The sequence below is a fragment of the Paraliobacillus ryukyuensis genome (genome assembly GCF_003315295.1).
Classification (GTDB): Bacteria; Bacillota; Bacilli; order Bacillales; family Amphibacillaceae; genus Paraliobacillus; species Paraliobacillus ryukyuensis.
The window spans coordinates 71,773-96,662 of sequence record NZ_QNRI01000007.1; the positions used below are offsets into that span (position 1 = coordinate 71,773).

Below are 24,890 nucleotides of genomic sequence, written 5' to 3' on the forward strand. Positions count from 1 at the left end.
ACAAACCGAAAAATTGTTTTTTTCACACGAATACGTTGGATGGGTCCCGGACATTGGAGCGTGATCCGTGGTGTTTATACACGGCTCCGCCTTCTTTTTTCGTTTCCTATTTTGGACAGCACCTTGGTTCATGGGTTGAATGCGCTTTCGTTCATTTCTTTGTCTTCCATTCTCCTTTTCATACGTCGCGTAATTTTTTACACATATAATATATTCATCTTGAATACATAGGTTTTATATCAAGTATCATAGACAAGTGAGCTTCTTCCAAGATTGGTTTTCGTCGACTTTCCATTCTAGAGGAAACGCGCTTGTTTTCTATATAAAAAGAAAAATAACGCTAGTGAGTTTGATATGCTCCCCAACGTTATTTATTATACAACCATTTAATTCATCAGTGTCATCCGCAATGCTTCATTTACAAACGGAACTGTTTTACTAGACTATTTAATTTTTCTGCTAGTTTTGCTAATTGATCCGAACTATTTGAAATTTCCTCCATCGTGCTACTAGATTGTTGTGCTGATGCTGCAACTTGTTCCACTCCCGCAGCAGATTCTTCAGAGATAGATGCAATATCTTCTATATTTGCACCCATTTCTTTACTACTTGTAGACATTGTACGCAAGTTTTCGGTCACCGTCTTTATACTAGTAACCATATTGTTTACAGCTTTTTCAATCCCTGTGAAAGTTTCACCTGTGCTCTTAATTTGATTTGTTCCTTTTTCTACTTCTTTGTAACTACCTTGTAAGGCATTTGCAACACCAGAGGACTCTTTTTGAATACTTTCAACGATTTTTGTAATATCCGTAACAGAGGCACTAACCTGTTCAGCAAGTTTACGGACTTCATCCGCAACAACCGCAAATCCTTTTCCATGCTCCCCTGCACGTGCTGCTTCAATCGCAGCATTTAATGCTAAAAGATTGGTTTGTTCTGCAATATCATGGATGACAGATACAAGTTTCGTAACTTCTTGCGATTGCGCATCTAATCCTTTTACTTTTTGTACAGATTCTTTAACAATTTGATCAACGATGGCCATCTGATTAACGGATCCCTCCATTAATTTAGCACCTTCTGTCGTCATTCCAAGGACATCATTGGATGTGTTGTAAATTCCTTGTCCTCTTTCGTTTGCTTCTTGCATTTTAGTAGTAAAAGTGTTCATTGCAGACGACAGATCGCTTGCATTATTTGCTTGGGTTTCTGAACCAGATGATAATTCCTGCATCGTTGCGGCAATTTGTTGTGAGCCATTTTTGACTTCACTAGCTGACTGAGTTAATTCTTCACTCTGACTACTAACTGTTTCAGAAATCTCCAAGATATCATGGATAATACTTTTTAAATTTCTTCCCATTGTATTAATGGAAGCGGCAATTCTACCAATTTCATCTTGTCCATTATAGTCAATTGCATCGACATGCAGATTTCCATCTGCCACTTGATTACTGACATAAACAACTTCATTTAGATTTCGATTAACTACTCGACTAATAAGGTAAGTCAGTAACCCACCAATAAGTATGGAAGCTATCATTGAGCCAAGCAAAACAAATAATGTTGTTTGTTGACTGCCCTTTGCTTTTGAGACTGCAAGTGTGTGTTGTTCATTTACGACTGTACGAAGCTCCTCTAATAGGTCAACAGTCTTCGCTCGAATACCATTTGCTTCTTGCACTAGTGCGTTTGCTTCAGTCATATCACCACTATTAACAGCTGACACAATATCTTCTAAAAATAAATCATTCATTTGATGGTCTAATTCTACAATTTGATCGAATAGATTTAATTCATCTTGAGAATCCATCTTTTCTCGTATCTTTGCTTCTAATGTATTAAAATTTTCTCGTCGAGTTTGGTACTCATCAATGGATGCTGTGTTTTGTTCTTGAACATAACTTACCACCCGAATGCTTTTTGATCGAGTTAATGAGCCCATTTGTGTAACGTCTACTGCTCTATCACCACGTCTATCCATAGCGTCGATATCATTTCCGATACCATTAATTAATGCAGTTACAATTCCAGCAGATATACCAAATAAAATAAAAACAATGATTAATATGACACCGTATTTCCAACCTATATTTAAATTTCTAAATGATAATTTCTTCAACAGTAAATAAACTCCCTTTTATAATGTATTATTTTCTCAGTTGCAGAAGAGAAGCGTCAAAAATTATTAATTTGTTGAGAGATAATTACCACCTCGGATCTGGTTTCATTTATATCGAGCAATAAAAAGAATGTTCAAATAATATGATTTCTAACAATAGTTGAATATACTTTTTATTTTGCTAGATATTAGTATCATCTAAGACTAAAGCCCCCCCTAGATAATACTAATATTAATTCATTTATACTTTAGTTTCAATATTATTTTTACCTTTAAATCTAATATGTTTTTATATTCAAAAAAATTGGTTTGCGTTTATTAGAATTACACGCAAACCAATTTTTTTGAATATACATTTGATTACTAGGCTTATATAAGTCAAAAAATCTTATCCGCCTACTATCATCTGTGCCAACTTCCCACATAATAGCGCTGCATAAGTCCCGACAATATTACCTAGTATCCCCATTAATAGACCAACTGGAGCTAGGGCTGGTTGGAAGACCGATGCAACGATTGGAGCAGAGCTTGTTCCTCCAATATTACCCTGCGAACCTACAGCAACGAAGAACAATGGTGCTTTTAATAATCGGGCAGCTGTAAAGATACAAATAATATGAATTGCTAACCAAACCACTCCCATTAAGATAAACTGAGGTGCTTGCACAATATCAACAAGATTCGCTTGCGCCCCAATACCTGTTAGGAATAAATAAATACCTAGATAACCAATTTTACTAGCACCGTAATATTCCAAGTTTCTTACTTTAGTAAAAGATAATATAATTCCTACGGCAGTGATTAAGATAAACGTCCACGTTGACGTACTCATAATATCGGTTTTTGGAATGAAATCCATACCTGCAAAAAGTCGAATGAGATAAGAACCAGCCAAACCAATAGCTAAAATACCAAATAATTGAGGTAGTTGTAATGGTTTTGCATTTCGTTCTACATCTGTAGCAATATCTTCATTTACTCGTTTAATCGTTGAATTATCTGCTTTGTTCCAACTATTAAATTTATTTTGGTAGTTTGATAATGCGATCATTACCCCCATCCAACTAATTCCTACTAACGTATCTGTAAGAATAACTGGACTTAAAATGTAATCAGGTGTTTGAAAAGCATCAATCATAGCACCCATGTTTGCTGTTCCACCGATCCAGCTCCCAGCAAGTGCACCTACTCCACGCCACGCCTCTTCAGGTAGTACACCTTGGAATAAGGCAAATGCAATTGGTCCTCCAATGACTACTCCTACCGTACCTGCTAAAAAGACTAACACCGCCTTACTTCCTAGTTTAAATGTAGCAGGTACATTGGTGCTAATCATTAGTAGTAATAATCCAGCTGGAAGAAAATACGTACTTAAAAAGCTATATAGGTCTGAACTTTGAGGAATAATCCCAAGCGTTGTAGAGATCATTGGCAAAAAGTACATCCAGATCATAGGTGGTAAATAGCGAAATAGTTTCCCTAAAAACTTGTTATCTACCGTAGATAACATAAACACAATTCCGACAATAGCAATTAAATAAACAAAAATCGCCATTGGCTCTTGAATTAAAGTCGTTCCATTCATGAGGTAAAGCACTCCTTATTGTACAATACAAAATTTTAAACCTAGCCCATATTAGACCACTATGGAATTCTATCATTTTTCTGCAATAAAAAAAATAGAAAATGTTCTAACAAACGTTTACAAAACAAAAAAACTTTAGAACTTATATGTTCTAAAGCATTTTGCTAATATCTTTTTTATAAAAACTTCTATTTATAATAATTGCCTCTGTCCCCTCAATAATTTTGTGTTATTTGATTGGTCTACCCCAGCATCCTCTTCCCTTGGGGTAAATGCATTGGTAGTCTCATTAGTTGACCGAAAATCAAATAGTGCCTATCTTACCATTCCAACAATAACCATTACAAACCATTTTTTCATGCAAAACCCTCCATTTATCCTAGTCTTGCTAACCAAGTGTTCTTAACGAGATCAAGCAAAAACCCTGTGATTCGCGGCATAAGTCCAAAGATAAGTACCACGCCCATTATAATCATGACAATTGCTCCTATTTTCATAATGATATTGCTATGCCTGACGATCCATTTTGTTTTGCCAATGAAAAAGGTCAATAACAAGAAAGGTAAAGCAAAACCGATAACATACATAAAAGTATAGAATATTCCTTGACCCGGATTACTAGCTGACAAGAGTAATATAGAACCAAAAATCGGCCCGATACACGGTGTCCATCCTGCCGCAAAGCCTAAACCTACAAAAAAAGTACCAAAATATCCAACTTGTTTCTTTGTGTAGTGAAAGCGACGCTCTCTCATAAAAAACGGAATGTTAATCCAACCAGCTACAAATAAGCCCATCACGATAATAAAAACGCCCGCTATGCGCTGAATTAATAGCCCTGCATCACCAATTAATAGGTTCTGAAGCCATTGTCCTAAAAAAGAAGCACTAGCCCCAAGGCTTAAAAACACGAACGAAACAGCTAATAAAAAAAACAAAGCATGCGTAAATAATTGTCCAAAAATCCGAGCACTTTTATTTCCTTGTAATTCTTTCACACTAATTCCTGTTATGTAAGACATATAGGCTGGAAAGAGTGGTAAAACACAAGGAGATAAAAAAGATAGCGCACCTGCTCCTATCGAGATTAGAACACCTGCCAATAGCATCGTATCTGTTTCAACCATATCTACAAATCATCCCTTTCATTTGATTGATGAATCAATTTCATCATTCAACTCCTATTGTACTATCCTACTCGCTAATGCCATCGAACAGGACTCCCATTCATCCGCTCTCCTTATAAGGATACTTACATAAGGCGAAATTTTGATAAAAATAAAGATATTTTTTCTTGACCATCACTCCAATATTCTGTATTACTTATTGTAATCAATCAGAACAATAACATCACAGTTAAATAGTTGAAACTATTTTTTCCTTTATTCGTAAATAGTATTGGATATTCAGTTAGGAGATAAATAATATGTATAAAATATTAACAATACTTATTCGAACGTCTATAGCAATCCCCGTTATGTTTATAACAGGATTGATTACCTTCTTTGGATTTGAAGTTCCTTTTTGGTATAGCTCGTTCCTTGCTATAAGTGTAGCTGGTTTAAGCTATTGGATAGGTTCGGTTTACTTTCATTTCCGCTTTCTAAAGAAAAATCAATTAACTAGTAAAGAGTATCGTTATATTCGCAGTAATTTAATCGAGGCGAAACATAAAATTCGCCGAATAAAAAAAGCTTTTTTCTCCATTCGTAATTTTAATCTTTTAAAAGAAATGACCGCCTTATTACGAACAACAAATAAAATATATCGTGTGACAAAAAATGAACCAAAACGATTCTATCAAGCAGAACAATTTTATTTTTCCCATCTTGATTCAGTGGTAGAATTAATCGAAAAGTATGTATTGCTATATTCACAACCGACAAAACGCAACGAAACGGAAAAAATTTTACATGTTACACAGCACACGCTAATAGACATGAAGGCAAAAATAGATCAAGATTTATATCATATGCTTTCAAATGATATTGAACAGCTTCAATTTGAAGTGGACTATGTGAAACACACGCAAAAGACAAAAGAAAGGTTGGATAATAATGAGTAAGCCTAATACACAAGATAATCAAATAATGGATGAGTTATTAGCAAACCCATTCAATGAACAAAATAATGAAGAAACTACACAAATAAATGAAACCACAATTCAACAGCTAATTGACACACTCTCAGAAGAAGATCAAGCCCAAGCTCGATCACTTGCATCACAAATTGATCCTACAAATCACAAAGCCATTATTTCCTATGGTACACAAGCACAGACGAAGTTATTATCTTTTTCTAATTCTATGCTTGATCATGTCCAAAATAAAGAGATTGGCGAAGTTGGTCAAGTAATTAATGAATTAATGAGTAAGTTTAACGAAATGAATCCAGATGATTTGTCACCAGAAAAGCAAAATGTGTTTAAACGATTATTTGGTAAACTATCAAACTCGATTCAAGAAACATTATCAAGGTATCAAAAAACTGGTGCACAAATTGACAAAATAAGCCTAAAACTAGAGCAAAGTAAAAATGTTTTACTATCTGATATTACAATGCTAGACCAGTTATATGAACATAATAAAGAATACTTTAAAGGGTTAAATGTTTACATTGCTGCCGGTGAGCTCAAAATGGAGGAGATTCAGAAAAAGGAAATTCCTGCTCTTCGGAAAGCAGCTGAAACAACGAATGATCAAATGAAGTATCAAGAAGTAAATGATATGATACAGTTTGCTGACAGATTAGAAAAACGACTCTATGACTTAAAATTAAGTCGACAAATCACTGTTCAAAGCGCGCCACAAATAAGGTTAATTCAAAACACAAACCAAGTACTAGTTGAAAAAATTCAATCTTCTATTCTAACAGCGATTCCTTTATGGAAGAACCAAATTGCAATCGCGTTAACTATGTTTAGACAGCACCACGCGGTAGAAGCACAAAAACAAGTTTCAAAAACCACCAATGATCTTTTATTAAAAAACGCAGAAATGTTAAAAACCAATACGATCGAAACTGCAAAACTCAACGAGCAAGGCTTTGTTGACATAGAAACCGTTAAGAAGACACAGGAAAACCTTGTATCAACGCTTGAAGAAGTATTAAAAATACAAGATGATGGTCGAAGAAAACGATTGGAGGCTGAAAAAGAAATTAGCACAATGGAAAATCAATTAAAACAAAAATTATTAGAAGTAAAAGATCAAGCCTAACAGTTACTTTAGATTTACTTGCATCTTTTTCAAAAACACTTGAAAGATAAAGAAACTCGCTGCAGTTCGATTTTTGAGGGAAAACATTCCAGATAGCAGATTATGAATAAGATTAAATCACATATGATTTGGTTTGTTGTTTTTCTTACACATCACTGTTAATTGGTTATACTTAGTGATATCAAACACAAAGTCGCTTCTCAAATAAAACTGTTACAGTAACTGATGTCAACGTGCCAATTATTTGGATATTTAGTTGTCATTTGCTATGGCGTCATAGAAGGAGAATTTTGATGAAAATTATATGGTTTCCTTTATTTACATCACTTGGGACAATAGCTCTTTTATATTGGATAGGGAATATATTACATTTATCTCTTCTCAGGTTTTCATTTGTTCTAAATGAACCGTTAAAAAATGGATTGATTTTTGATGCAGATATTGCAATATTACCTATTGTTATTGGCTTAATAGCCGGAGCTACTGTGGAACGTAAAATTAAAATCAGAAGTAATTAACCAATGATGTTAAATTATCAATTAGATAGTTGATGAAAAAATTTATTTCATCTATATTTTTTGAATATATTTACAGTTAATCCTTCTTGAAGATCACGTTAATACCTTGTATCGATAAAAGTAACATCTGATGATATAAAATAATAAACGAAAGACGGAAGAGGTGAACGTAGTATCTAGCGTTCACCCAATTGATATATATCCATTAATTTGCTACTAATGGTTGAAATGTCTTTTTCTAGAGCTAGTTTGTATCCTTGATCTGTTAAGTCAGGTACTTCATTTTCAACTATACGTATAATCTGTTTTTTAAACGATTCTAGTTGTTTTGCTTTATATACATGTACGTTAGGCTTTAGCCAATCTTGATAAATAGGTATATCGCGGACTAACACAGGTATTTTTGCTGCTAAGGCTTCAAGCAGAACAATACCTTCTGTTTCTTCATGTGTCAAAAAGAGAAATAAGTCACTTCCACAATACGCATCACGAAGTTCTTCTCTATTGATGAATCCCGGAAAATGCAGATTAGGAATTTTTTGCTTCATCGCTCGTTTAATTTTTCTCGGAACAAGGTTCATACTAGTGTGCCCAAACCAATAAAACTGATATGTCGGCAATTGTTTCGCTAATGCAATAAAATCATCGATCCCTTTCCGTTCCATAAAGTGTCCAACAGAAATAACTACTTTCTCATTAGGGGCGATGTGATATTTTTTTCGAAATCGATCGCTTGCTTCATTATTTCGTTGAAAAAATTGTGTATCTAACCCGTTAGATAAACTGTAGATAGGTGGTTGTAATCCATAAGTATCTAAAATAGATTTTGCGTATTCCGTTGGAGTAATAATTAAATCACCTTTGTTATAGCAATATGTAATCCATCTTTTAAACAATGGAGCTATAATATTCGAACCAATAAATGAATTACGAAAATCCTCCATGGTAGAATGTGCGTAATAAATAATTTTCTTCCCTTTTCTTTTCGCTTGCCAGCTCATAAAAAGCGAATTAGGAAAGATAGTATTAATATGTACAATGTCATATGTTTCTTTATGATTCGTTGTATACGCAATATTTAGATGTTCTAGTGCTTTCTTCTGATGACGGATCGCTTGGCCGATACCGCTTTTATCCACAAGATTTAATGAACCTGCGTACAATAAAACTTTCACGATCTTACCCCCTTTTTGAGCGAAGAGCAAAGCATGCTAACTTAAGTAAAGATAGAAACTAGATAACGGAAGACTAACTCAAGGCCAAAAGTATAAATGGCAATCGGCAATGGTTTTCCAATTAAAATAATCAAGTTAAATTTACTCAACGTCATTTTCGTCGTACCAGCTAAATAACACAAAAAATCATCTGGAGCGATCGGAGAAAAAATCAATAAAGTGAAAATTAATCCGAACCTACGATGATCAACCAACCCTCGATATTTCTCCCGTAATTTGGGTTTAAACAAATAGCTTATGACCGTTGCGCCATATTTCTTTGCAATTAGAAAAGCGACAATGGAACCTAAGCAAATTCCAATATAATTATAAAGTAATCCCATTACTGGACCGAAAACTAATACACCGCCAAGACAGCTAATGGAGCCTGGAACAATTGGAATAATCACTTGAACAAACTGCAAACCAACAAAAAAAACAGGGGCCCATATCCCAAATTGGCTAAGGAACTTTTCTAATGCTTCTTTTGAGTAAAAAAGTTCACTTTTAATGCCATAAATAAAAAAGAGCATACAACCGATAAAGCTAACGATCGTCAAGGTATTCCATACTAATTTAAATAGCCTTTGTTTCTCTATTTTTGTCATTGTCATTGGTTAAACTCACTTTTGTTTAGATAAAATCTATCTTTTGCCCGGTGATTAGCAGAAATTGCATCACAATAGATCTCTTCTACACTTTCAGCAAAAGCAACGGAAGAGAAATCCTCATAAGCTTTTCGTATTGCATTATTGGATAAACATTTGTAAGCAGTTCGATCCAAAAGCATCTTCTCAAGATAACTAGCAAATTCAACAAAACTATCAAACAGCCACCCATTAACCCCATTTTCAATAACATTTTCTAAGCAAGGATCTCTCCGACATAAAGCTGGCAGCCCACTTGCTAATGCTTCAATGTAGGTTAATCCTTGTGTTTCACTATTGGACGCACTAATAAATATATCGGCTATTTGATAATAAGAAGCAATATGTTGGGGTGAAACCATTCCTGCAAAAATCACTTTATCCTCAATATGAAGCTGCTTCACATATGTTTCAAGAAACTGTCGATGTGGTCCATCACCAACAATGAGTAGTGATATGTTACTTCTTTTAATTCTAGAAAAATAAAATAACACTTCTTCCAGATTCTTTTCTTTTGCTAAGCGACCAACAAAAATTAGTACACGATCTTTGTCAGGTATATGTAATTGTTTTCGTATGCCCGTTGACTCATGTAATGAAATACTCTGTTGAAAAGTAGATAAATCAATGCCGGTTGGTATCACGGTTATGGGCTGCTTTACACCATAGCTTAGTAGTAATTTACTGACTTTCTCAGTTGGTGCGATTACATAAGTTGTATGCTTAAGAACTTTCTTAGAAAAAAGTGCTACCATTGCTTCTCCCCATTTCTGTTTAGGAGAAAAATAGTGGGTATAATCTTCATAAACGGTATGGTACGTATGAATAATTGGGATACGGCGTCGCTTTGCTATCTGTTTTGCTAAACGAAAGGTACTGAATTCGCATTGCGAGTGAATGACATCAGGACCCCATTCCATTATTTCTTTAAGGTACCTATAATTTTTGAATATCGTAAAACGTGCTCCAGGATATATTTTCCCAACACTTACAGAGCTAATATAGGTGACGTCATTATTCTTATATGATTTTGTTTTATTAGATAGTGTAAGAACTCGAACTTCATGTCCCGATTTCTGTAACTCTTTCTTTAAATTCACAATCGAAGTCACTACTCCATTAATTACAGGTAGATAGCAATCTGTTGTAATTAAAATTTTCATATGTGATCCTCCAGTTTTTACTCATAAAAAAGTGATACCTAACTTTGTCTGTTACAATTATATATGACATTCTATAACATTGCATTTACACTACTAGAAAGTTATATAAATTTTTTGTAAAATTTATTTTATAAAATAGGTTTATATAACTCAAATGAATCAAGTGCTACGCTATAAATCTAAAAATCAGACCATTTCATGCTGTCTGTACATAATTCTTCTATACCTATGACGAATTTTTTTAAAAAAAGTTTCATAGTTTCTAATAAAATCTCTTATTAACCGAGACTAGTGGACTGCACACCATAATTGCCAAGTGATGTTCGCGATGCCACGTACATGATCAATCCCTCTTAAGCCTAGATGATAGAGCACTTGATTACTAATTTTTCCTTAGAAGCTGCTGGTATCATATATGCTATGTTTCCATACATACTTCCATTTTGAGTTACTTACAAAATTGTAGCGTTATGTGTTGCTTTAAATAATAAAACAATACAATCCCATAATTCGATTAAATTAATATCAAAAGGCGCTAAGATTGTCAAAAATAAGGGAAGAACAATTTTGATAGAATGGAAAACACATCTCAATATTTGGAAAAAATATGTTATACTATTGGTATCGATAGTAGGCTTATAGGGTGGGAGTCACTCCTTTATAAAAGGAGGTGTGAAATCATGAGTGTATACGAAGCACTTGTCCTAATGGTTAGTTTTTCAAGTCTCGTCGCTCTGATTTTGAAGGATAGATAGTATCACTCTATTAAGGCTATTGCTTCAATAGAGTGATACACTCAAATGGAGACTGCCATGCTGTGGGCAACATATCGTAGACCATTCAATGTGTTACCAGCACATTTGAATGGTCATTTTACTATATGCAATTCCAGTAATATTATACCACTTCTAGATTTCCTGTAAACAGAATAAATCATGGAGTGAATAATGAAAAAACATTTTACATAAAAAACAGACTTTCATTTTTATGTAGAAGTCTATTTTATTTATTATAACGGCAATATACGTATGATAGCATCTGACACTTATTCAAACTACTCGGGCTTTCCAACCAATGTTGCCCGATCCACCTGTTCTTCTAATCGATTTATATTCATCGATGCAATCCCACCATGGTGCAATAATTCACGAATTGTTTGTGCCTTCTCCTCTGCTAAGTGTGTATTTATATCACGGAAGACCATTCCCATCTCTTTGGTCAACGCGAGAGAAGCATTATTATATAAATATACATCTCTGTACTTTTTGTCATCAAATATAGCATTTTCTATATATGGACGGAGCATATCTAGAATAGCAGACATATTGTTCCTCAACTTGCCTAGACCATCTCGGACACCTTCTACCCTTGATGCAAATTCATCTACAGGTTGCAACATATCATTCAATTTATCTTTCGCTCTTGTTTCAAAATCAGTAAAAATACTAATTAACCACCCTGGAGGTGTAAAGTAAAAAAAGCTGTTTAATCCACTCTTAAGGGTTGCAGAAAAACTCTCTAAGATTACTTCAGCTGCCAATGCCAATATATGTAGTGCTTCAATCAAAGGAACGACAAGCTTATTAATAGCTTCTTTCAATAAGGTGAAAGCAACATCGGATTGGATTCCTTTTAGATTCGATTCCGTTGTTAAATAAGATGATGCTTTTAATAAATCACTTTCCGATGGCAATGATTGAAGAATCGTTTGCACATAGTTCGCTTTCGCCTGAATGGCTGATGCGAGCCCCTCATCCGTGAATTGAAAAGCTTCAGCTGTATCTAGTATTTGTTGCTGAAACGTTTTTAATTGTTCAGCCATTTGAATACAATTTGGTAACACGATACGAAAATGCGCATGAAACTCTTCGACTACCGCATCCTCCCAATCATTTGTTGCGCTATAGAACAATGTCGGTATCGTATTGATGATAATTTCTCCAAAACCATTTATTAATGATTCTACATCTTCGATTATTTGTGTCAGTTTATCCCCTGCATTTGCTACTAAATTTGAAATACTGTTTATTATTGGTGAGAAAAACTGTCTTATTAAGAAAGGGGCTGAATAATAGATCTGATTTAATTCTTGTGCTTTTTCTTCCAAAAACTGTTGCAAATAGCTCATTACATCTAATTCTCTAAGCAAGGGGAAACCTGGTCCAATTATATCTTGAATTAAAGGATGGTTAACCGTTGTTTCAACTACTTCCTCAAACTGATCTCGCAGTTTCTGAATTCGCAGCTGCTTCTTTGCTGCTTCATCCTCAATAATCTCCATGGCATGGTTTAAATACTCGTCAACCCTCTCCATCCGCGACAAAACAGCTTGATCTAAACCCGCAGCTAGATCGCGTAGCGTATTTGGGTTGATTTTAATATTTTCTGTTCCGCTTTGATAAATTGGCTGTCCCGTCCATGGACTAAGTACAATATGTTCATCTGCTTCGATATATATCTTCCCTGATCCCGCCCCACCTTCTGGACGGATTTCATAATATTGTGTTTTATCACCATTACGTAAATAGCCAGTATGATTACTGATGATTGTATCAAAATAACTCGTTGATCCACCCGGCATGCCATTATACACCGTATAGCTATTACCTGGAACTTGCTCTTCTAACTTAAGACTATTTAACGTACCATTCAACACATCATATTGTCCAATATAATTCGTGATATTATCATAGTCTTTGTTAGGATCATAATCAGCGGTTGCAGGTAGTAGTGCCGGATTATAAGTTACTGAACGAACCTGCGGATTCTCCACTGCAACAGCATTCGCAAGTGCCCCACCTAATGAGTTACCAGTAACATTGTCCACCCCATACGCCTTATCCATATCTCGAAAATAATCTTTTGCATCTTCTAATTGCGGGACTGCCATATCACTTAATAACTGAGCATCAGTAAGTATATCTTCGGGTTGATCCTTGTCAGTGCCGACGTAAACAACGGTGTACTCTTTATTATCTAGGTTTTGGACGGTGAGAGCGTCTAGACCATTTGAGGTGTTGTCGTTTGTATCAATTACTTCATAACGGTTTCCGTTTACCCTTAACGTATTCCGATCATCATATCCAAGGTAGGCATGATATCCAGCTAATTCAACTAAATCTGTATCTAATTCATTGGTTGATGTTGTTACACTCAATTCACATCACTCCCTTCCTATTTTATTATTCCTTAATTATCTCTTCAGGCGTACTTTTTCTAAGTGAGTTATCTTTACTTCCGCTGGCTCTTTTTTTATTAATTAAATTATCATGCAAAAAAATAGCATAGTTTCCCTTTGGTATATTTTTGGCTTTTTCAATAGTTTTTACTAGTTGATCAAAAGCTTCTCTATCTGGATCTGCACCTTCATTAGCCATATATAAATTTATAGTAATCCCAATCGAATTAGGATCTAATTTTTTAATATTTAACATTTTATTCCACTCGTTTATGGTTTGGTTGGGATCATCCAAATAATTATTTAGAACCTTAATAAATGGTTCTTCATCAAAAATAGAAGTGAAATAATACTCATTACTATATAGGTTTGCCCCAACAGAAATTGCTTCATCTTGCAATCCGACTAAATTATACTGTTTTGCAACATTTTCAATCAGCGTTGTTAAATTATGAAACTTTTCTTCCTGTACCTTGCCGTATATTCCAGCTGAAATTGCATCTTCTACTGCAGCTTCTTGCGACCAAACTTTATCCGTCCTAATTGACTCATTCGCCTTATCAATAGGAACAATCGCATAAGTATAAAAGTGTGGTTCCCCAACAGATTCCACAAACACAGTGGCTCCATCCACGTTCCCAACAATTTGATGCACTTTTACTTCGGTTTTATATTCTTCTTGGAAAAATTGCTTAACGGCATCTTCGACAACGTCACGATTTTCATTCGCAATAAGGTCTGTTTCCTTTCCATTGGCTAAGGTATAACCATCCCCTGTGTACTCTTGGACAGGAACATACACATCATCTGGATTACTTTGATTATCGTTATGGTCTTCACTAGCACTATTCTCTTCACTTTCGTTACTTGAATTTATCCCTTCGACCAAATTGCACCCTCCTAACAATAAAACAGTCATACTTAAACATAGGAACCATAATTTTTTCATAAAATCCTCCTTCAAGTAAATTTATTATAGAATGAAATTTAATTTTTTACATTGCCTTTTTTGGAAAATGAATCTATTTATTCATCTTATTTTGTCATATTGGTTTCACTCTTACATTCTCTTTTTTTCCAAATTTTTAATTATAATCGGTTATATATCACTTAATTACTAGTATTTTTACAAATGGTTGGATAAATAACTAACCTTCTACTTTTTATATTTGTATTCTAAACTATCCGCACTACCATTCAAAAAAATCCCCAAAGTTTAGCATTCACTCTAATCTTCGGGGAACTATTTCACTATAGAATTACTTACGGTTTTAAATCATTCGTTTTACTCGGTTTACCCTTTGTGTTCTTCTGTTCTGCTTGGTTTTCACCTGTGGCATTGTTGCCTTGCTCTGGCTTTTTCACATCTTCTTTTTCTGTCCTAACATCTTTTTTGGAGTCTTTATTATTACGTCTATTTGTTTGTTTATGCTCTGTTTCTTTTTTCAGAGTGCCTTTTTTCTCTTTCTGTTTCTTATTATCTTTACTATTTTCTTGGGGAGCTATATTCTTTTTAGCACTATCTTGCTTAGGAGATGGAGTAATCGAATCATTCGGCTTTACGTGTGCTTTATCTTTTGATGGTGAACCGTTATTATTTAAACTCTTCTTTTTGTTATGAGAATCAATTGAATCAGAAGAATTTTGTTTGGTATTGGGTTTATTTTCCTTCTTTTCGTTAGCACCTTCTGAATGTTGCTTCTTATTTTGATCTGACATTTTGTTCGATTTTTTATTTTCTTGTGAATTTTGATTTTCTTCTAATTTAACAGAAGGGTTCTTTTCGTCTTTTTTCATCAGGTTTTCTAATTGATTGATAGATTTTTCTTTTACATCTTCTATGTTTTTAACCTTTCCTTGCTCTCGTAAAATCTGATAATGCCTATACTTATTCATTGATATATTTGCCTGTTCAGATTGCTCATAAAATTCCTTTGTTTCATTAAAAACACCGACAGTTGCTACAATATTTTTTCGTTCAAGTTGATGCTGGATAATCGTTGTCAGTTTATTTTTAGAAGGGGGTTCAGATTGATTGGTTACATTCGCAATGGTAAGCTCAATACTCCCGTCTTTATCCTCCTTTAGATATCCTGCAGAGATGGTTTGTGAGATAATCTGATCAACTGCTTGATAAAAGCCCTTTCCTTCTACGTCAATAGATTCAATAATCTTTTGACCATCGGTATTTAAAGATAATAGTTTCACGACTTGTAATTCTGAATCTAGTTGCACTTCAATACTTGGATTAATATCAATCGCAGCAATAAATTGCGTTTTCATTTCATCTTCGGGTCCAAAGTATCCTAAAAATGTAATAAATAGAATTGCTATCATTGCCACAGTAGATACAGTGCCAAATGCTAGATTTCGTTTTTTTGCTTTATATGTCTTCCTATCCCCAATCATCGGTATATCCGTTTTTGTTAACGGAATATTTTTAAACGTTCCATCATCACAAAGAAGCACATATTGGTTTTCTGTAACTTGGACAACTACACCTTCATTTATATTTTTCTTCATCTTTTCTCACTCCCTGGATCGGCTTGAATAAAATTTGATAGCCGAACCCATTCCGGATGTAACTTAATCATAATAATTGTAATCAAATACTTCCGGTGTCGCTCAATTGGTTTCGCATGATATGTTGATCGTTTTGTAAACGAAGATACAGGAAATACTTGTTTGTGCATTAATTGATCTACTAGATCTTTATGTTTAATAAATTCAGACGCAATCTGGAACACTTTCATGCGCGTTTTACGATGCTTGGGACAGTGGCTTTCTAACTGTTCAAATGAAATATTATACTGACTTAATTTCGCATTAAGTTCTAAAATTTCTTCTACTAATTCTGAATTATTTGTGGATTGTTGATAAAATTCTATTGACGCATTCAACTCATGAAGTAATTGTTCTTCATTCGAAACAAGGTGTAAATACCGCTTTTCTTTTCTGAAGTAGTCTATCATATCTCGTTGAATTAAGAGGTATACGTAATTTAAAAAGGTACGTCCTTTACTTGAGTCGAACGTATCTATCGCTCGGTTAAAAGCAATGAGTCCTATACTTGTTTCATCACTGCTCCAAGTGACGTATTTTTTACATATATGGCCAACTGCATTTAAAATGTAAGGTTTATAATAACGAATGAACCGCTCTCTTGCCAATTCATCTCCATTTTGTATTTGTAATAGGGTCTGTTTAACTTTAAAATCTTTCATGATGTCCCCCCACATGAAGTTTCTACATCTATTATCGTAGAAAGAGGGTATATAGTTAAGGATAATAACCATTTTAAAAATGATTATTATCCTTAAAATTTTTACCAATACACTAGTTTTTACTCATCATCATTTTCGTCTTCATCTTCGTCAGATTCATCTCTATCTTTATCTTTTTTAGCTGCTTTCTCTGCTCGCTCTTTTGCTTTTTCTGCCGCTTTCTCTGCTTTTTCTTGTGCCTTTTCAGCTGCTCTTTCTGCTCGCTCTTTTGCTTTTTCTGCCGCTTTCTCTGCTCGTTCTTTTGCTTCTTCAGCTGCTTCTTCTTCTCGTTCTTTTGCTTCTTCAGCTGCTTCTTCTTCTCGCTCTTTTGCTTCTTCAGCTGCTTCTTCTTCTCGTTCTTTTGCTTCTTCAGCTACTTCTTCTTCTCGCTCTTTTGCTTCTTCAGCTACTTCTTCTTCTCGCTCTTTTGCTTCTTCAGCTACTTCTTCTTCTCGTTCTTTTGCTTCTTCAGCTGCTTCTTCTTCTCGTTTTTTAGCTACTTTTTCTTGTGCTCTTTTTTGATTTTCTAAAGCTTTTGTGATACCTGCTTTTGCTGTTTCCGGAAGATCTTCACGTTCCAAAAGTGCTAATAAATTTACCGATCGCTTTTTACTATTATCTACAACAGTTTCTTCAACTTCGCTTACGTCTTCCCCATCTTTTGTTGCTGCTTCTAAATCTTCTTCCACTTTTTCTACATGATCCTCATATTCTTCCAATAATTCTTCAGCCTTGTCTTCGTCACCTTCAGAAAGAGATAGCTCCGCTTCACTTAATCGCTCATCAGCATATGCATCTTGGAGAAGTGCTTTCTCAGTTGTTTCTTCTGTTAACTCATACTCTGTGTCCTCAATGACACGAGAAGTATCATAAAGTTCTGATGTTGGATCAATTACTTCCTCATTTTCAGCTGCAAGGGTATTTCCTGCAAATAAGATAAAAAATCCAAATGTAATACTAGAGATGACTATTTTTTTCATTGTTATTCCACCTTTTCCTTATAAGTATTGTACGCTATTTTTAAATGCTTCTATTTTTGCTTGATTTGTTTCATAAGCTCCGAAAGGTACCATGAAAATTAAGATACCTATATTTTCTTCTTCATTCGTAACATTAAAGTAAATATCGGTTCGAATACGCTCTTTCCGATTGGATAATAAGGCAATATAGTTTTCATTTTCTTTGACTATTTCGGTATTTCCAAATGATAACTTTAATTCACTTTTTATAGACTCTAATGACTTATCCTTTGATACAAAAGTCAAAATAGCTTTTAACTTTCCATTTTGGAACATAATATTTTCTTTGGCATACTTGCTTGAGCTATCTTGTTCTTGCCATCCAGATGTTTGCTTCACCCGCACATTATCATTTTCAAATAAATAGTTTTCTTCTCCTGGCTTTGCTCCGTCTGCTTTTTGACTGTCCTGTGTTTCTTGTTCCCTAACATTTTGACAAGCACCTAATACAAGTAAAAGGATACAAACGATTAGCGTTAAGCCTGTCCTGTAACCCATTTTGTCACCTCCGTTCTAATCTACTATTAAGAATTAGAGTGTTGGTTCGACGGTAGCTGGCTGACATAGAATAATTCGCTTTAGCCCCTATAGCTTTGCGTCATCACTTTTCAATGATTTTGCCTTTCTCTCTATTCACTTATCTATACGGAAAGCTTGTCAGAATTTTCGGGGGAAAAACAAAATTTTTTAATTTTTTTGTTGAAAGCTTTGAGAAACAGGCGTGGAAGTTTAACTATACGCAAAAGGCACATTCGCTTTTTAGCAAAATGTGCCGTGGTAATAATTTTCCTTATTAAAATGACAAATAAACGAGGCTCTATACTAAATGTGGTGTTATCCCTTGATTTATCAAAGGTTCCATCGAAGCAAAAAAAACACAGTCGATTCCCTCTCTTTTGTTCCCCTAAAGCAGAGGTAATATGCGAGACTCCTGCGGGAACAGCAAATGTTTTCGATGGGACGAGTAATCGCAGTCCCACGCGTCCGAAGATCCACTTGGTTAAGCGGCTAGAAGTTAGACGAAAACCGTCACGTCCTGTGACAACGTCTAACTGACCCACGTCCTGTGTGCCCGAGGAAAGCGAGTATATTTCCCCTGCGGTTCAGGTACAAGTATGATTAATAATGTAAGTGTAATAAAAGAGATGGTGGAATGAAAATGACACCACCACATTTGACAGAGAACCATAAACGAGTACACTATAAAAATATAAATTGTTATGACAAAGCCGGTTCTACTGGAGTGCTTTCCTCTTGTTTCACTTCTTCTACAGGTGTCACACTTGTATCTACACGTTTCATAAATAAAGATAGAACTAATGCAACGATATTAATTCCTAGCGCTACATAGAAGGAATATTGAATGCCGCTTAAAAGTGCTTGTTGTGTCATTGAAGCAGTTGATGCTGCTGTTAATGTGGTTGGATCGACACTACTTAATAATTTCTCACCTTCTGATGTTGCTACTGAATTCATAATCGTTACCATTACTGCTGTACCGATGGATCCAGATACTTGTTGGGCAGTATTATTAATCGCTGTACCATGTGGGTTTAGCGCATTTGGTAATTGATTCAATCCGTTGGTCATAATCGGCATCATAACCATCGCCATACCGAACATGCGTAAAGAATAAACCAATACGATGTAGGTATAAGTTGAATCGATTTGTACATGAGCTAACAAAAAGGTAGACACACCAGTAACTGTTAGACCAACAACGCCTAAAATACGTGGACCAAATTTATCAAATAGTCTACCTGTAATAGGAGACATGATTCCCATAATAATCGCACCTGGTAATAACATTAAACCAGACTGTAATGGTGAAATACCTCGAACATCTTGGACATAAGCAGGTGTTAATATCATACCTGAGAACATAGCAACTGCATTTACAATCATAATGACAGAAGCAAGAGCAAACATTGGATATTTATAAGCCCGCAAATCCAATAAAGGTTCATCCATTTTTAGTTGACGAATGATAAATAGTGCTAAAGCAACTCCTCCAACAATTAATGTGGTCATAACGATGGTATCATCCCACCCATGAGAACTTGCATTACTTACACCATATAAAATTCCACCGAAACCGAATGTTGATAAAACTAATGATAGATAATCAAGTGTGGCTTTTTTGTTTTGCTCCATTACATTCTGGAATTTCCAAGTAGCCAACAATAGACTAATAATCGCTAATGGCAAAATCATTTTAAACAATAATCGCCAAGAATGGTATTCAACAATATATCCAGATAATGTAGGACCAATGGCTGGCGCAGCGATCATAACCATACCAAAAACACCCATGGCAGCGCCACGTTTTTCACGTGGAAAACTAACCAACATGATGTTCATTAAGAGTGGTCCCATAACAGAAGATCCCATCGCTTGAACCATACGTCCAGTTAATAAAAATCCAAAATTAGGTGCAAAAGCAGCTAATGCTGTTCCTAACGAAAAAACCGTCATTGCGGTAATAAATAAACTACGGTTAGAAAAACGCGTAATTAAAAATGCTGATGCAGGTATTAAAATTCCGCTGACAAGCATATATCCTGTCGCCAGCCATTGAACAGTAGAATAATCTTTAATTCCTAAATCCACCATAATGGATGGCAGTGCAACGTTTAATAATGAATTATTTAGAAATGAGACAAATGCACCGACAAACAAAATACTAATCATTAAATAAGGCGTTTTATTCACTTGTGTATTCATGATTGATTCCCTCTTATCTTATTCTTTTTTTTAACACTTGAATATTTTATACCTATAGTTTAATTTTTGCAATAATTTTATACTAATAGTATAAAATTATTGTTTCTCCACTTAAAAAAACGTATACTTACTGTAGTAAAAGACAGGAGGATACTATGAATCAACGAAAGCGAAAAGTAGCAGATATTGCTTTAAGATTGTTTATTGAGAAGGGGTTCCAACAAACTTCAATTCAAGAGATTATCGATAAAGCAGACATTTCTAAAGGTACATTTTATAACTATTTTTCCTCCAAAAATGATTGCATTGCCGAAATATTAGAAAACATTCGCTACGATGCTAATCAACAGCGAGTGGCGATTCAAATTGGGAAAGACCCACAAGATCGTGAAGTATTGATTGAACAGATCACCATTGTCATGCAATTAAATGAAGAACAACATTTACGCGTACTATATGAAAATATCCTTTCTTCGGATCAAGCAGAATTAAAGAAGCTTGTTTTACAACATAGAGTAATTGAAATGGAATGGCTATCCGATCGATTTGTAGATGTTCTAGGAGAAGAAATAAGAGAATATGCCACAGAAGCGGCTATTCTTTATTTTGGAATGCTCCAATACATGCTCTTTACCTTAAATCTAACCAATAGTTATTTTTCTCTATACCAATTAATCCAAACGTTATTATCCTATATAGAAGTTATTTTGGAGGAAATGAATAGCAACCAAACCATCTTTTTAAGTGATGCGGCTATTGGTTTACTACAAAATAATGTCCATAAAAATATTGCAACCAAACCAGAATTAATAGAAATGGCAAAACAATTGGAAGTCTATCAACCTTTTAATGAAGAACAACAAGATATGTTTGATGTCATCCGAAGTGAATTAAATCGAGAACGTGTTCGTAAAATTGTTCTACAGAAGTTGTTGAAACCGTTTCTACAATTATTTGAAGAGACACCTGCTCAGTCACACGTGCGTCAATTTACTAATGCAATCTGGAGTTACTTGAAGACCATATAATGATGCCTTTATCATATAAAAGGATGGAAGTAAAAAAAATTCATTTTCTAACTCCCATCCTTTCCAGTTTACTTGGTGTCCACAAAGTATTTATTCAATGAGGGATTATATACATATTATTAAACTAGGTATTTCATTCTCCAACTTTCTCTCTTATTCGAATGAAAGATATCGGATCAAATGATTCGGCATAAGATTGCTTCATTCTCACCGACTTGCCGAAGTGATAATGTGAAGCTCCTACTGCTTGATGAATCTCACGCATATTTGTTGATGATAAACCAGATCCAGGCATAATAACTGGACCGTTTGTTTCTTTTTCTAGAGAAACCAATTGCTTTAGCTTCACTTTACCCGTAAGACAATCAGATGCACCACCAGCAGTCAAAATACGTTTCACTTGTTTGTAGTTTCGTAAAGTATGGTAAGCTTCTGTTAAATCTGTCACCTCATCAAAAGCACGATGAAAAGTGATGTCTAAATCTGAATGAAGTTTGAGTACAGTCTCCAGAGTAGCTCTATCTATCTTGTTGTCTTCCGTCAATGCCCCAAATACAATCCGATTTCCACCCAGGCTTATCACATTTTTAATATCTTCATAGATAATAGCAAGATCAGCGCTACGATAGTGAAAGTGGTAGCTATGTGGTCGAATCATCACTTGCACCGGTATATTAATTGTTTGCAATACCTGTTTGATGGTGCCATAGCTTGGGGTTAGCCCACCCTCATTAATTGCCGAAACTAGCTCTAGCCGATCAGCTCCGAATTGCTCTGCTTGCTTTGCCTCTTCCGCTTGCTGGGCGATCACTTCTAACTTCATGATAAATCCCTCTCTTATTCTACTAATACTTTTTTAAATAAAACATTACTAATTATGATACGATAATTGTGCGTTTCCAAGGTAATTAATGCGTAATTCTGCTTTTGTTCACAAAAAATATCGGGTACGAACGTTGGGTTGCGATTTAATGTAGTGTAAAAACGTTTGATCCATTTGAAAAGGATCATAATGGCTTGGTGTATTACCATAAGTCTTTACTATTATACCATTGGCATGAATTCACTTGTTTATGAAGATATCTTTGATTGTAAGGAAAGGATTATTGGTTAAAGTAAAACCATTGGAATGTTAGCGTTCCAATGGTTTTACCAATACTTTTTCTAATAAAGCTGTATCTAACCACGTTGATTCACACATTACGAAGAAGGATCCTTTCCTTGTTCTTCTACTTTTTCTTCTAAATAATCACGCAATCGAGCAACAGCTTTTTCATCAGAAGTTGGCCCAAGCTTAATCGTTTCCTCAAATAATTCATGACTAAAAGCTAAATCTGCCTGAACAACTTCTGGTGTTAAACCAGCCAACTTAAAATTGTTTCTCAATTCTGCACCTAGATGTGCTCTTTCTTCAGGAGTTAGTCCCATCTTATCACCTCCTATGTAAGCTTATATGTATTTTTTCCAAATATCCTTTTCTTACTACTCATTCATTTGTTTTTATCAAAAAGAATTTTCCTATTGTTTATTTGATGAAAACAACATAAAATGGAAGAAAAGTCTAAGGAAGAGGATATAGGATGAAAGAGCTAACAAAAAAAATAATACCTTATATGGCGTATTACATACTAGCAGGTATAGCTTGTCTAGGTTTCCTCTTTCACTTGTGGACAGGTATCATCCTATTAGATGATCCAAACACGATTACTGATGGGCAATTGCTTGGTACATTTGGCATCTCTTCCATTATCATCACTTTATTTGTTTTCTTAGCAAATCGTAAAGAAGGCTACTGCCTTGGTCTTACTGCTCTATCTTTGTTAATGTGTATTTTAGGTATAAGTATGATTGTTGATTTAACACCATTAACGGAATGGCAAAGAGCTGATATGTTTGCATTAATATTAACTACAACCAGCTTTTTAGCTTTGTTTATCAATGGACAGAAGATGGTCAGAAAATTAGTCCAGTCGCAAAACATTAAATAAATATAACTAATGAAAAAGAGATAAAAAATCCACTAAGGTTTGTATCTCTTCATTAATCTTTTGTTGTTGATTAATTCAAAACTTCTGCATTGGCATCCATGTCCACAACTTTTTCATTAGTAAGGTTTACTGCATAGCGACCGTTTGTAGAAGAATGGCCTGATACTAATGTAGCATATCTGACAATGATGTAACCGTTTATTTCCCCATCATATTGAACAAAATGATCGTCATCTTCTATTAATTGCCCTTTGTCACGCAAATAATCTTGGACTAGAGAAATTGCTTTTTCTTTGTCCGATTCCTTGGTGTCTTTGCGAATCTTAGCATTCTGTGGACTACTTTCTGTGTTTCTCTCTTTTGTCATTTCTTCGTTACTGTTCATATCTTGCTTAGCGACTTCTTCAGCGTTTTTCTTTTCTACCTGCTTTGCTGAACTTTCTGTCTCATTTGCCTGGCTTTCTTTACGTTGTTCACTCGTTGATGGAGTACTGCTGACGTCATTATTCACTTGTGATTGATCGTTAGAATCATCGGGGGTTGTGTTATTTGTTTCTATTTTATTTTCTGAGGTATTATTCATCTCAGCATTAGCTTGTGGAGATTCTGTATCCCCTTCGTTTGTACAACCCGCAAGTAGTATCATAAGTAATAATAGTGAAATAACACTTCTATATCGTGGTCTCTGTATATGCTTCATTTTTTCATTTTTCTCCTTCGTTATTCCCCATTCTTAGACAATTCACATGATTAATTATTAAAACATTATCATATAATCGTCTTCTTTGAAACATAAGTGAACTTTTTTCTGAAAACGCTCGCCCCTCTTTTTATCAAAAAATTTATCCTCCAAACTCATCTATTATCTCTAGCAAAAAAACTTACGTTACTTATAAATCGTATTCCTTGACTAGTAACACACTAGTTCATTTAATCTAAATCGAAGTAATTACAATTCATAAGGAGTGATGTACATTATCTTTCCTTAAAATTTGTAATAATTTATTTCCTCATTATTCACTAAAGCAGGTGTCTCATGTGATTACTTAATTTAAAGCTTCCTTCTTACTCGCTCCTTTTTTGCTTCTAATAGATGAAAGATAGCTAACCCTACTCTATCATTATATTCAATTTCCTATTATTATTTTTTTGGTAATCTATAAACATTTTTTTCCTTCTACCGATAATAGAAAGTGAACAATTAAAATATGGGGGGATTG

22 protein-coding genes and 1 riboswitch are annotated in these 24,890 nt (G+C 34.6%); of the genes, 6 read left to right on the forward strand and 16 right to left on the reverse strand.

From position 1 onward, the window contains the following. Positions 1–418: 418 nt before the first annotated feature. The 3 genes from DES48_RS10795 to DES48_RS10805 form a co-directional block, all read right to left on the reverse strand. Positions 419–2,125 (reverse strand): methyl-accepting chemotaxis protein, encoded by a 1,707-nt coding sequence (locus DES48_RS10795; protein ID WP_245911390.1) that lies wholly within the window; start codon positions 2,123–2,125, stop codon positions 419–421. A 388-nt stretch (positions 2,126–2,513) separates the two neighbouring features. Continuing rightward, positions 2,514–3,710, reverse strand: a complete 1,197-nt coding sequence (locus DES48_RS10800) for a DUF819 family protein (protein WP_113869126.1) — start codon at positions 3,708–3,710, stop codon at positions 2,514–2,516. A 374-nt stretch (positions 3,711–4,084) separates the two neighbouring features. Then, positions 4,085–4,837, reverse strand: coding sequence for a cytochrome c biogenesis CcdA family protein (locus DES48_RS10805; RefSeq protein WP_113869128.1), 753 nt, complete (start codon positions 4,835–4,837; stop codon positions 4,085–4,087). 299 nt (positions 4,838–5,136) lie between these two features. Here DES48_RS10805 and DES48_RS10810 point away from each other — a divergent pair, with 299 nt between their 5' ends. The 3 genes from DES48_RS10810 to DES48_RS10820 all read left to right on the forward strand — a co-directional run bounded on the left by DES48_RS10810 (position 5,137) and on the right by DES48_RS10820 (position 7,446). Next, a complete protein-coding gene (locus DES48_RS10810; RefSeq protein WP_113869130.1) occupies positions 5,137–5,775 on the forward strand; it encodes a 5-bromo-4-chloroindolyl phosphate hydrolysis family protein in 639 nt (212 codons plus the stop codon). Beyond that, a complete protein-coding gene (locus tag DES48_RS10815) occupies positions 5,768–6,928 on the forward strand; it encodes a toxic anion resistance protein (protein ID WP_245911392.1) in 1,161 nt (386 codons plus the stop codon). Before DES48_RS10810 ends, DES48_RS10815 begins: the two co-directional genes overlap by 8 nt. A 293-nt stretch (positions 6,929–7,221) precedes the next feature. Continuing rightward, the gene (locus tag DES48_RS10820; protein ID WP_079708955.1) at positions 7,222–7,446 is read left to right on the forward strand and encodes a hypothetical protein; all 225 of its coding nucleotides are present in this window, start codon (positions 7,222–7,224) and stop codon (positions 7,444–7,446) included. A gap of 176 nt (positions 7,447–7,622) precedes the next feature. Here DES48_RS10820 and DES48_RS10825 read toward each other — a convergent pair whose 3' ends face one another. From DES48_RS10825 to DES48_RS10835, 3 genes are read right to left on the reverse strand one after another with little or no spacing between them, the layout of a single operon-like run. After that, complete coding sequence (locus DES48_RS10825) at positions 7,623–8,621, reverse strand: LTA glycolipid anchor biosynthesis glycosyltransferase, IagA/BgsA family (RefSeq protein WP_113869132.1); 999 nt, start codon at positions 8,619–8,621, stop codon at positions 7,623–7,625. Between the two features lie 41 nt (positions 8,622–8,662). Next, positions 8,663–9,274 carry a TVP38/TMEM64 family protein gene (locus tag DES48_RS10830; protein WP_211318488.1) on the reverse strand — a complete coding sequence of 204 codons (612 nt, stop codon included), beginning with the start codon at positions 9,272–9,274 and terminating at the stop codon, positions 8,663–8,665. Beyond that, positions 9,271–10,470: a glycosyltransferase family 4 protein gene (locus DES48_RS10835; protein ID WP_113869134.1), complete on the reverse strand. Its 1,200-nt coding sequence runs from the start codon at positions 10,468–10,470 to the stop codon at positions 9,271–9,273. The genes DES48_RS10830 and DES48_RS10835 overlap by 4 nt, the downstream gene beginning before the upstream one ends. Positions 10,471–11,150: 680 nt before the next feature. Here DES48_RS10835 and DES48_RS16625 point away from each other — a divergent pair. Beyond that, positions 11,151–11,225 (forward strand): putative holin-like toxin, encoded by a 75-nt coding sequence (locus DES48_RS16625; protein ID WP_425451886.1) that lies wholly within the window; start codon positions 11,151–11,153, stop codon positions 11,223–11,225. Between the two features lie 299 nt (positions 11,226–11,524). Here DES48_RS16625 and DES48_RS10840 read toward each other — a convergent pair whose 3' ends face one another. The 7 genes from DES48_RS10840 to DES48_RS10875 all read right to left on the reverse strand — a co-directional run bounded on the left by DES48_RS10840 (position 11,525) and on the right by DES48_RS10875 (position 20,654). Next, positions 11,525–13,627 carry an SA1320 family protein gene (locus DES48_RS10840; protein ID WP_113869136.1) on the reverse strand — a complete coding sequence of 701 codons (2,103 nt, stop codon included), beginning with the start codon at positions 13,625–13,627 and terminating at the stop codon, positions 11,525–11,527. 25 nt (positions 13,628–13,652) lie between these two features. Further along, entirely contained in the window at positions 13,653–14,537 is an 885-nt protein-coding gene (locus DES48_RS10845) for a DUF1672 family protein (RefSeq protein WP_245911394.1), read from the reverse strand. Between the two features lie 374 nt (positions 14,538–14,911). Next, positions 14,912–16,171, reverse strand: coding sequence for an anti-sigma-I factor RsgI family protein (locus DES48_RS10850; RefSeq protein WP_113869140.1), 1,260 nt, complete (start codon positions 16,169–16,171; stop codon positions 14,912–14,914). Continuing rightward, the gene (locus tag DES48_RS10855) at positions 16,168–16,872 is read right to left on the reverse strand and encodes a sigma factor (protein WP_170126204.1); all 705 of its coding nucleotides are present in this window, start codon (positions 16,870–16,872) and stop codon (positions 16,168–16,170) included. The genes DES48_RS10850 and DES48_RS10855 overlap by 4 nt, the downstream gene beginning before the upstream one ends. A gap of 119 nt (positions 16,873–16,991) precedes the next feature. Further along, positions 16,992–17,891, reverse strand: a complete 900-nt coding sequence (locus DES48_RS15800) for a DUF5667 domain-containing protein (RefSeq protein ID WP_147232403.1) — start codon at positions 17,889–17,891, stop codon at positions 16,992–16,994. Positions 17,892–17,909: 18 nt separating this feature from the next. After that, the gene (locus DES48_RS10865) at positions 17,910–18,428 is read right to left on the reverse strand and encodes a hypothetical protein (RefSeq protein ID WP_113869144.1); all 519 of its coding nucleotides are present in this window, start codon (positions 18,426–18,428) and stop codon (positions 17,910–17,912) included. A gap of 48 nt (positions 18,429–18,476) precedes the next feature. Then, positions 18,477–18,562: riboswitch (cyclic di-GMP riboswitch) on the reverse strand. A 586-nt stretch (positions 18,563–19,148) separates the two neighbouring features. Then, positions 19,149–20,654, reverse strand: a complete 1,506-nt coding sequence (locus tag DES48_RS10875; protein ID WP_113869148.1) for a DHA2 family efflux MFS transporter permease subunit — start codon at positions 20,652–20,654, stop codon at positions 19,149–19,151. 155 nt (positions 20,655–20,809) lie between these two features. On the opposite strand from DES48_RS10875, the gene DES48_RS10880 reads away from it, so the two are divergent. Beyond that, positions 20,810–21,682, forward strand: coding sequence for a TetR/AcrR family transcriptional regulator (locus DES48_RS10880; protein ID WP_079708938.1), 873 nt, complete (start codon positions 20,810–20,812; stop codon positions 21,680–21,682). Between the two features lie 133 nt (positions 21,683–21,815). Here DES48_RS10880 and DES48_RS10885 read toward each other — a convergent pair whose 3' ends face one another. Together DES48_RS10885 and DES48_RS10890 are read right to left on the reverse strand one after the other, a co-directional pair. Then, the gene (locus DES48_RS10885; RefSeq protein WP_113869150.1) at positions 21,816–22,505 is read right to left on the reverse strand and encodes a copper homeostasis protein CutC; all 690 of its coding nucleotides are present in this window, start codon (positions 22,503–22,505) and stop codon (positions 21,816–21,818) included. A 377-nt stretch (positions 22,506–22,882) separates the two neighbouring features. Beyond that, entirely contained in the window at positions 22,883–23,110 is a 228-nt protein-coding gene (locus tag DES48_RS10890) for a DUF2316 family protein (RefSeq protein ID WP_113869152.1), read from the reverse strand. Positions 23,111–23,262: 152 nt separating this feature from the next. Here DES48_RS10890 and DES48_RS10895 point away from each other — a divergent pair, with 152 nt between their 5' ends. Beyond that, positions 23,263–23,670: a hypothetical protein gene (locus tag DES48_RS10895; protein ID WP_113869154.1), complete on the forward strand. Its 408-nt coding sequence runs from the start codon at positions 23,263–23,265 to the stop codon at positions 23,668–23,670. A gap of 70 nt (positions 23,671–23,740) precedes the next feature. Here DES48_RS10895 and DES48_RS10900 read toward each other — a convergent pair whose 3' ends face one another. Beyond that, a complete protein-coding gene (locus DES48_RS10900; protein WP_113869156.1) occupies positions 23,741–24,370 on the reverse strand; it encodes a hypothetical protein in 630 nt (209 codons plus the stop codon). Positions 24,371–24,890: the final 520 nt, after the last annotated feature.

What these genes read in the sequence shown, in the direction of transcription:
- DES48_RS10800 (WP_113869126.1), bottom strand. Translation starts at nt 3,710, where the DNA reads ATGAATGGAACGACTTTAATTCAAGAGCCAATGGCGATTTTTGTTTAT.
- DES48_RS10805 (WP_113869128.1), bottom strand. Translation starts at nt 4,837, where the DNA reads ATGGTTGAAACAGATACGATGCTATTGGCAGGTGTTCTAATCTCGATA.
- DES48_RS10810 (WP_113869130.1), top strand. Translation starts at nt 5,137, where the DNA reads ATGTATAAAATATTAACAATACTTATTCGAACGTCTATAGCAATCCCC.
- DES48_RS10815 (WP_245911392.1), top strand. Translation starts at nt 5,768, where the DNA reads ATGAGTAAGCCTAATACACAAGATAATCAAATAATGGATGAGTTATTA.
- DES48_RS10820 (WP_079708955.1), top strand. Translation starts at nt 7,222, where the DNA reads ATGAAAATTATATGGTTTCCTTTATTTACATCACTTGGGACAATAGCT.
- DES48_RS10830 (WP_211318488.1), bottom strand. Translation starts at nt 9,274, where the DNA reads ATGACAATGACAAAAATAGAGAAACAAAGGCTATTTAAATTAGTATGG.
- DES48_RS10835 (WP_113869134.1), bottom strand. Translation starts at nt 10,470, where the DNA reads ATGAAAATTTTAATTACAACAGATTGCTATCTACCTGTAATTAATGGA.
- DES48_RS10850 (WP_113869140.1), bottom strand. Translation starts at nt 16,171, where the DNA reads ATGAAGAAAAATATAAATGAAGGTGTAGTTGTCCAAGTTACAGAAAAC.
- DES48_RS10855 (WP_170126204.1), bottom strand. Translation starts at nt 16,872, where the DNA reads ATGAAAGATTTTAAAGTTAAACAGACCCTATTACAAATACAAAATGGA.
- DES48_RS15800 (WP_147232403.1), bottom strand. Translation starts at nt 17,891, where the DNA reads ATGAAAAAAATAGTCATCTCTAGTATTACATTTGGATTTTTTATCTTA.
- DES48_RS10865 (WP_113869144.1), bottom strand. Translation starts at nt 18,428, where the DNA reads ATGGGTTACAGGACAGGCTTAACGCTAATCGTTTGTATCCTTTTACTT.
- DES48_RS10875 (WP_113869148.1), bottom strand. Translation starts at nt 20,654, where the DNA reads ATGAATACACAAGTGAATAAAACGCCTTATTTAATGATTAGTATTTTG.
- DES48_RS10880 (WP_079708938.1), top strand. Translation starts at nt 20,810, where the DNA reads ATGAATCAACGAAAGCGAAAAGTAGCAGATATTGCTTTAAGATTGTTT.
- DES48_RS10885 (WP_113869150.1), bottom strand. Translation starts at nt 22,505, where the DNA reads ATGAAGTTAGAAGTGATCGCCCAGCAAGCGGAAGAGGCAAAGCAAGCA.
- DES48_RS10890 (WP_113869152.1), bottom strand. Translation starts at nt 23,110, where the DNA reads ATGGGACTAACTCCTGAAGAAAGAGCACATCTAGGTGCAGAATTGAGA.
- DES48_RS10895 (WP_113869154.1), top strand. Translation starts at nt 23,263, where the DNA reads ATGAAAGAGCTAACAAAAAAAATAATACCTTATATGGCGTATTACATA.
- DES48_RS10900 (WP_113869156.1), bottom strand. Translation starts at nt 24,370, where the DNA reads ATGAAGCATATACAGAGACCACGATATAGAAGTGTTATTTCACTATTA.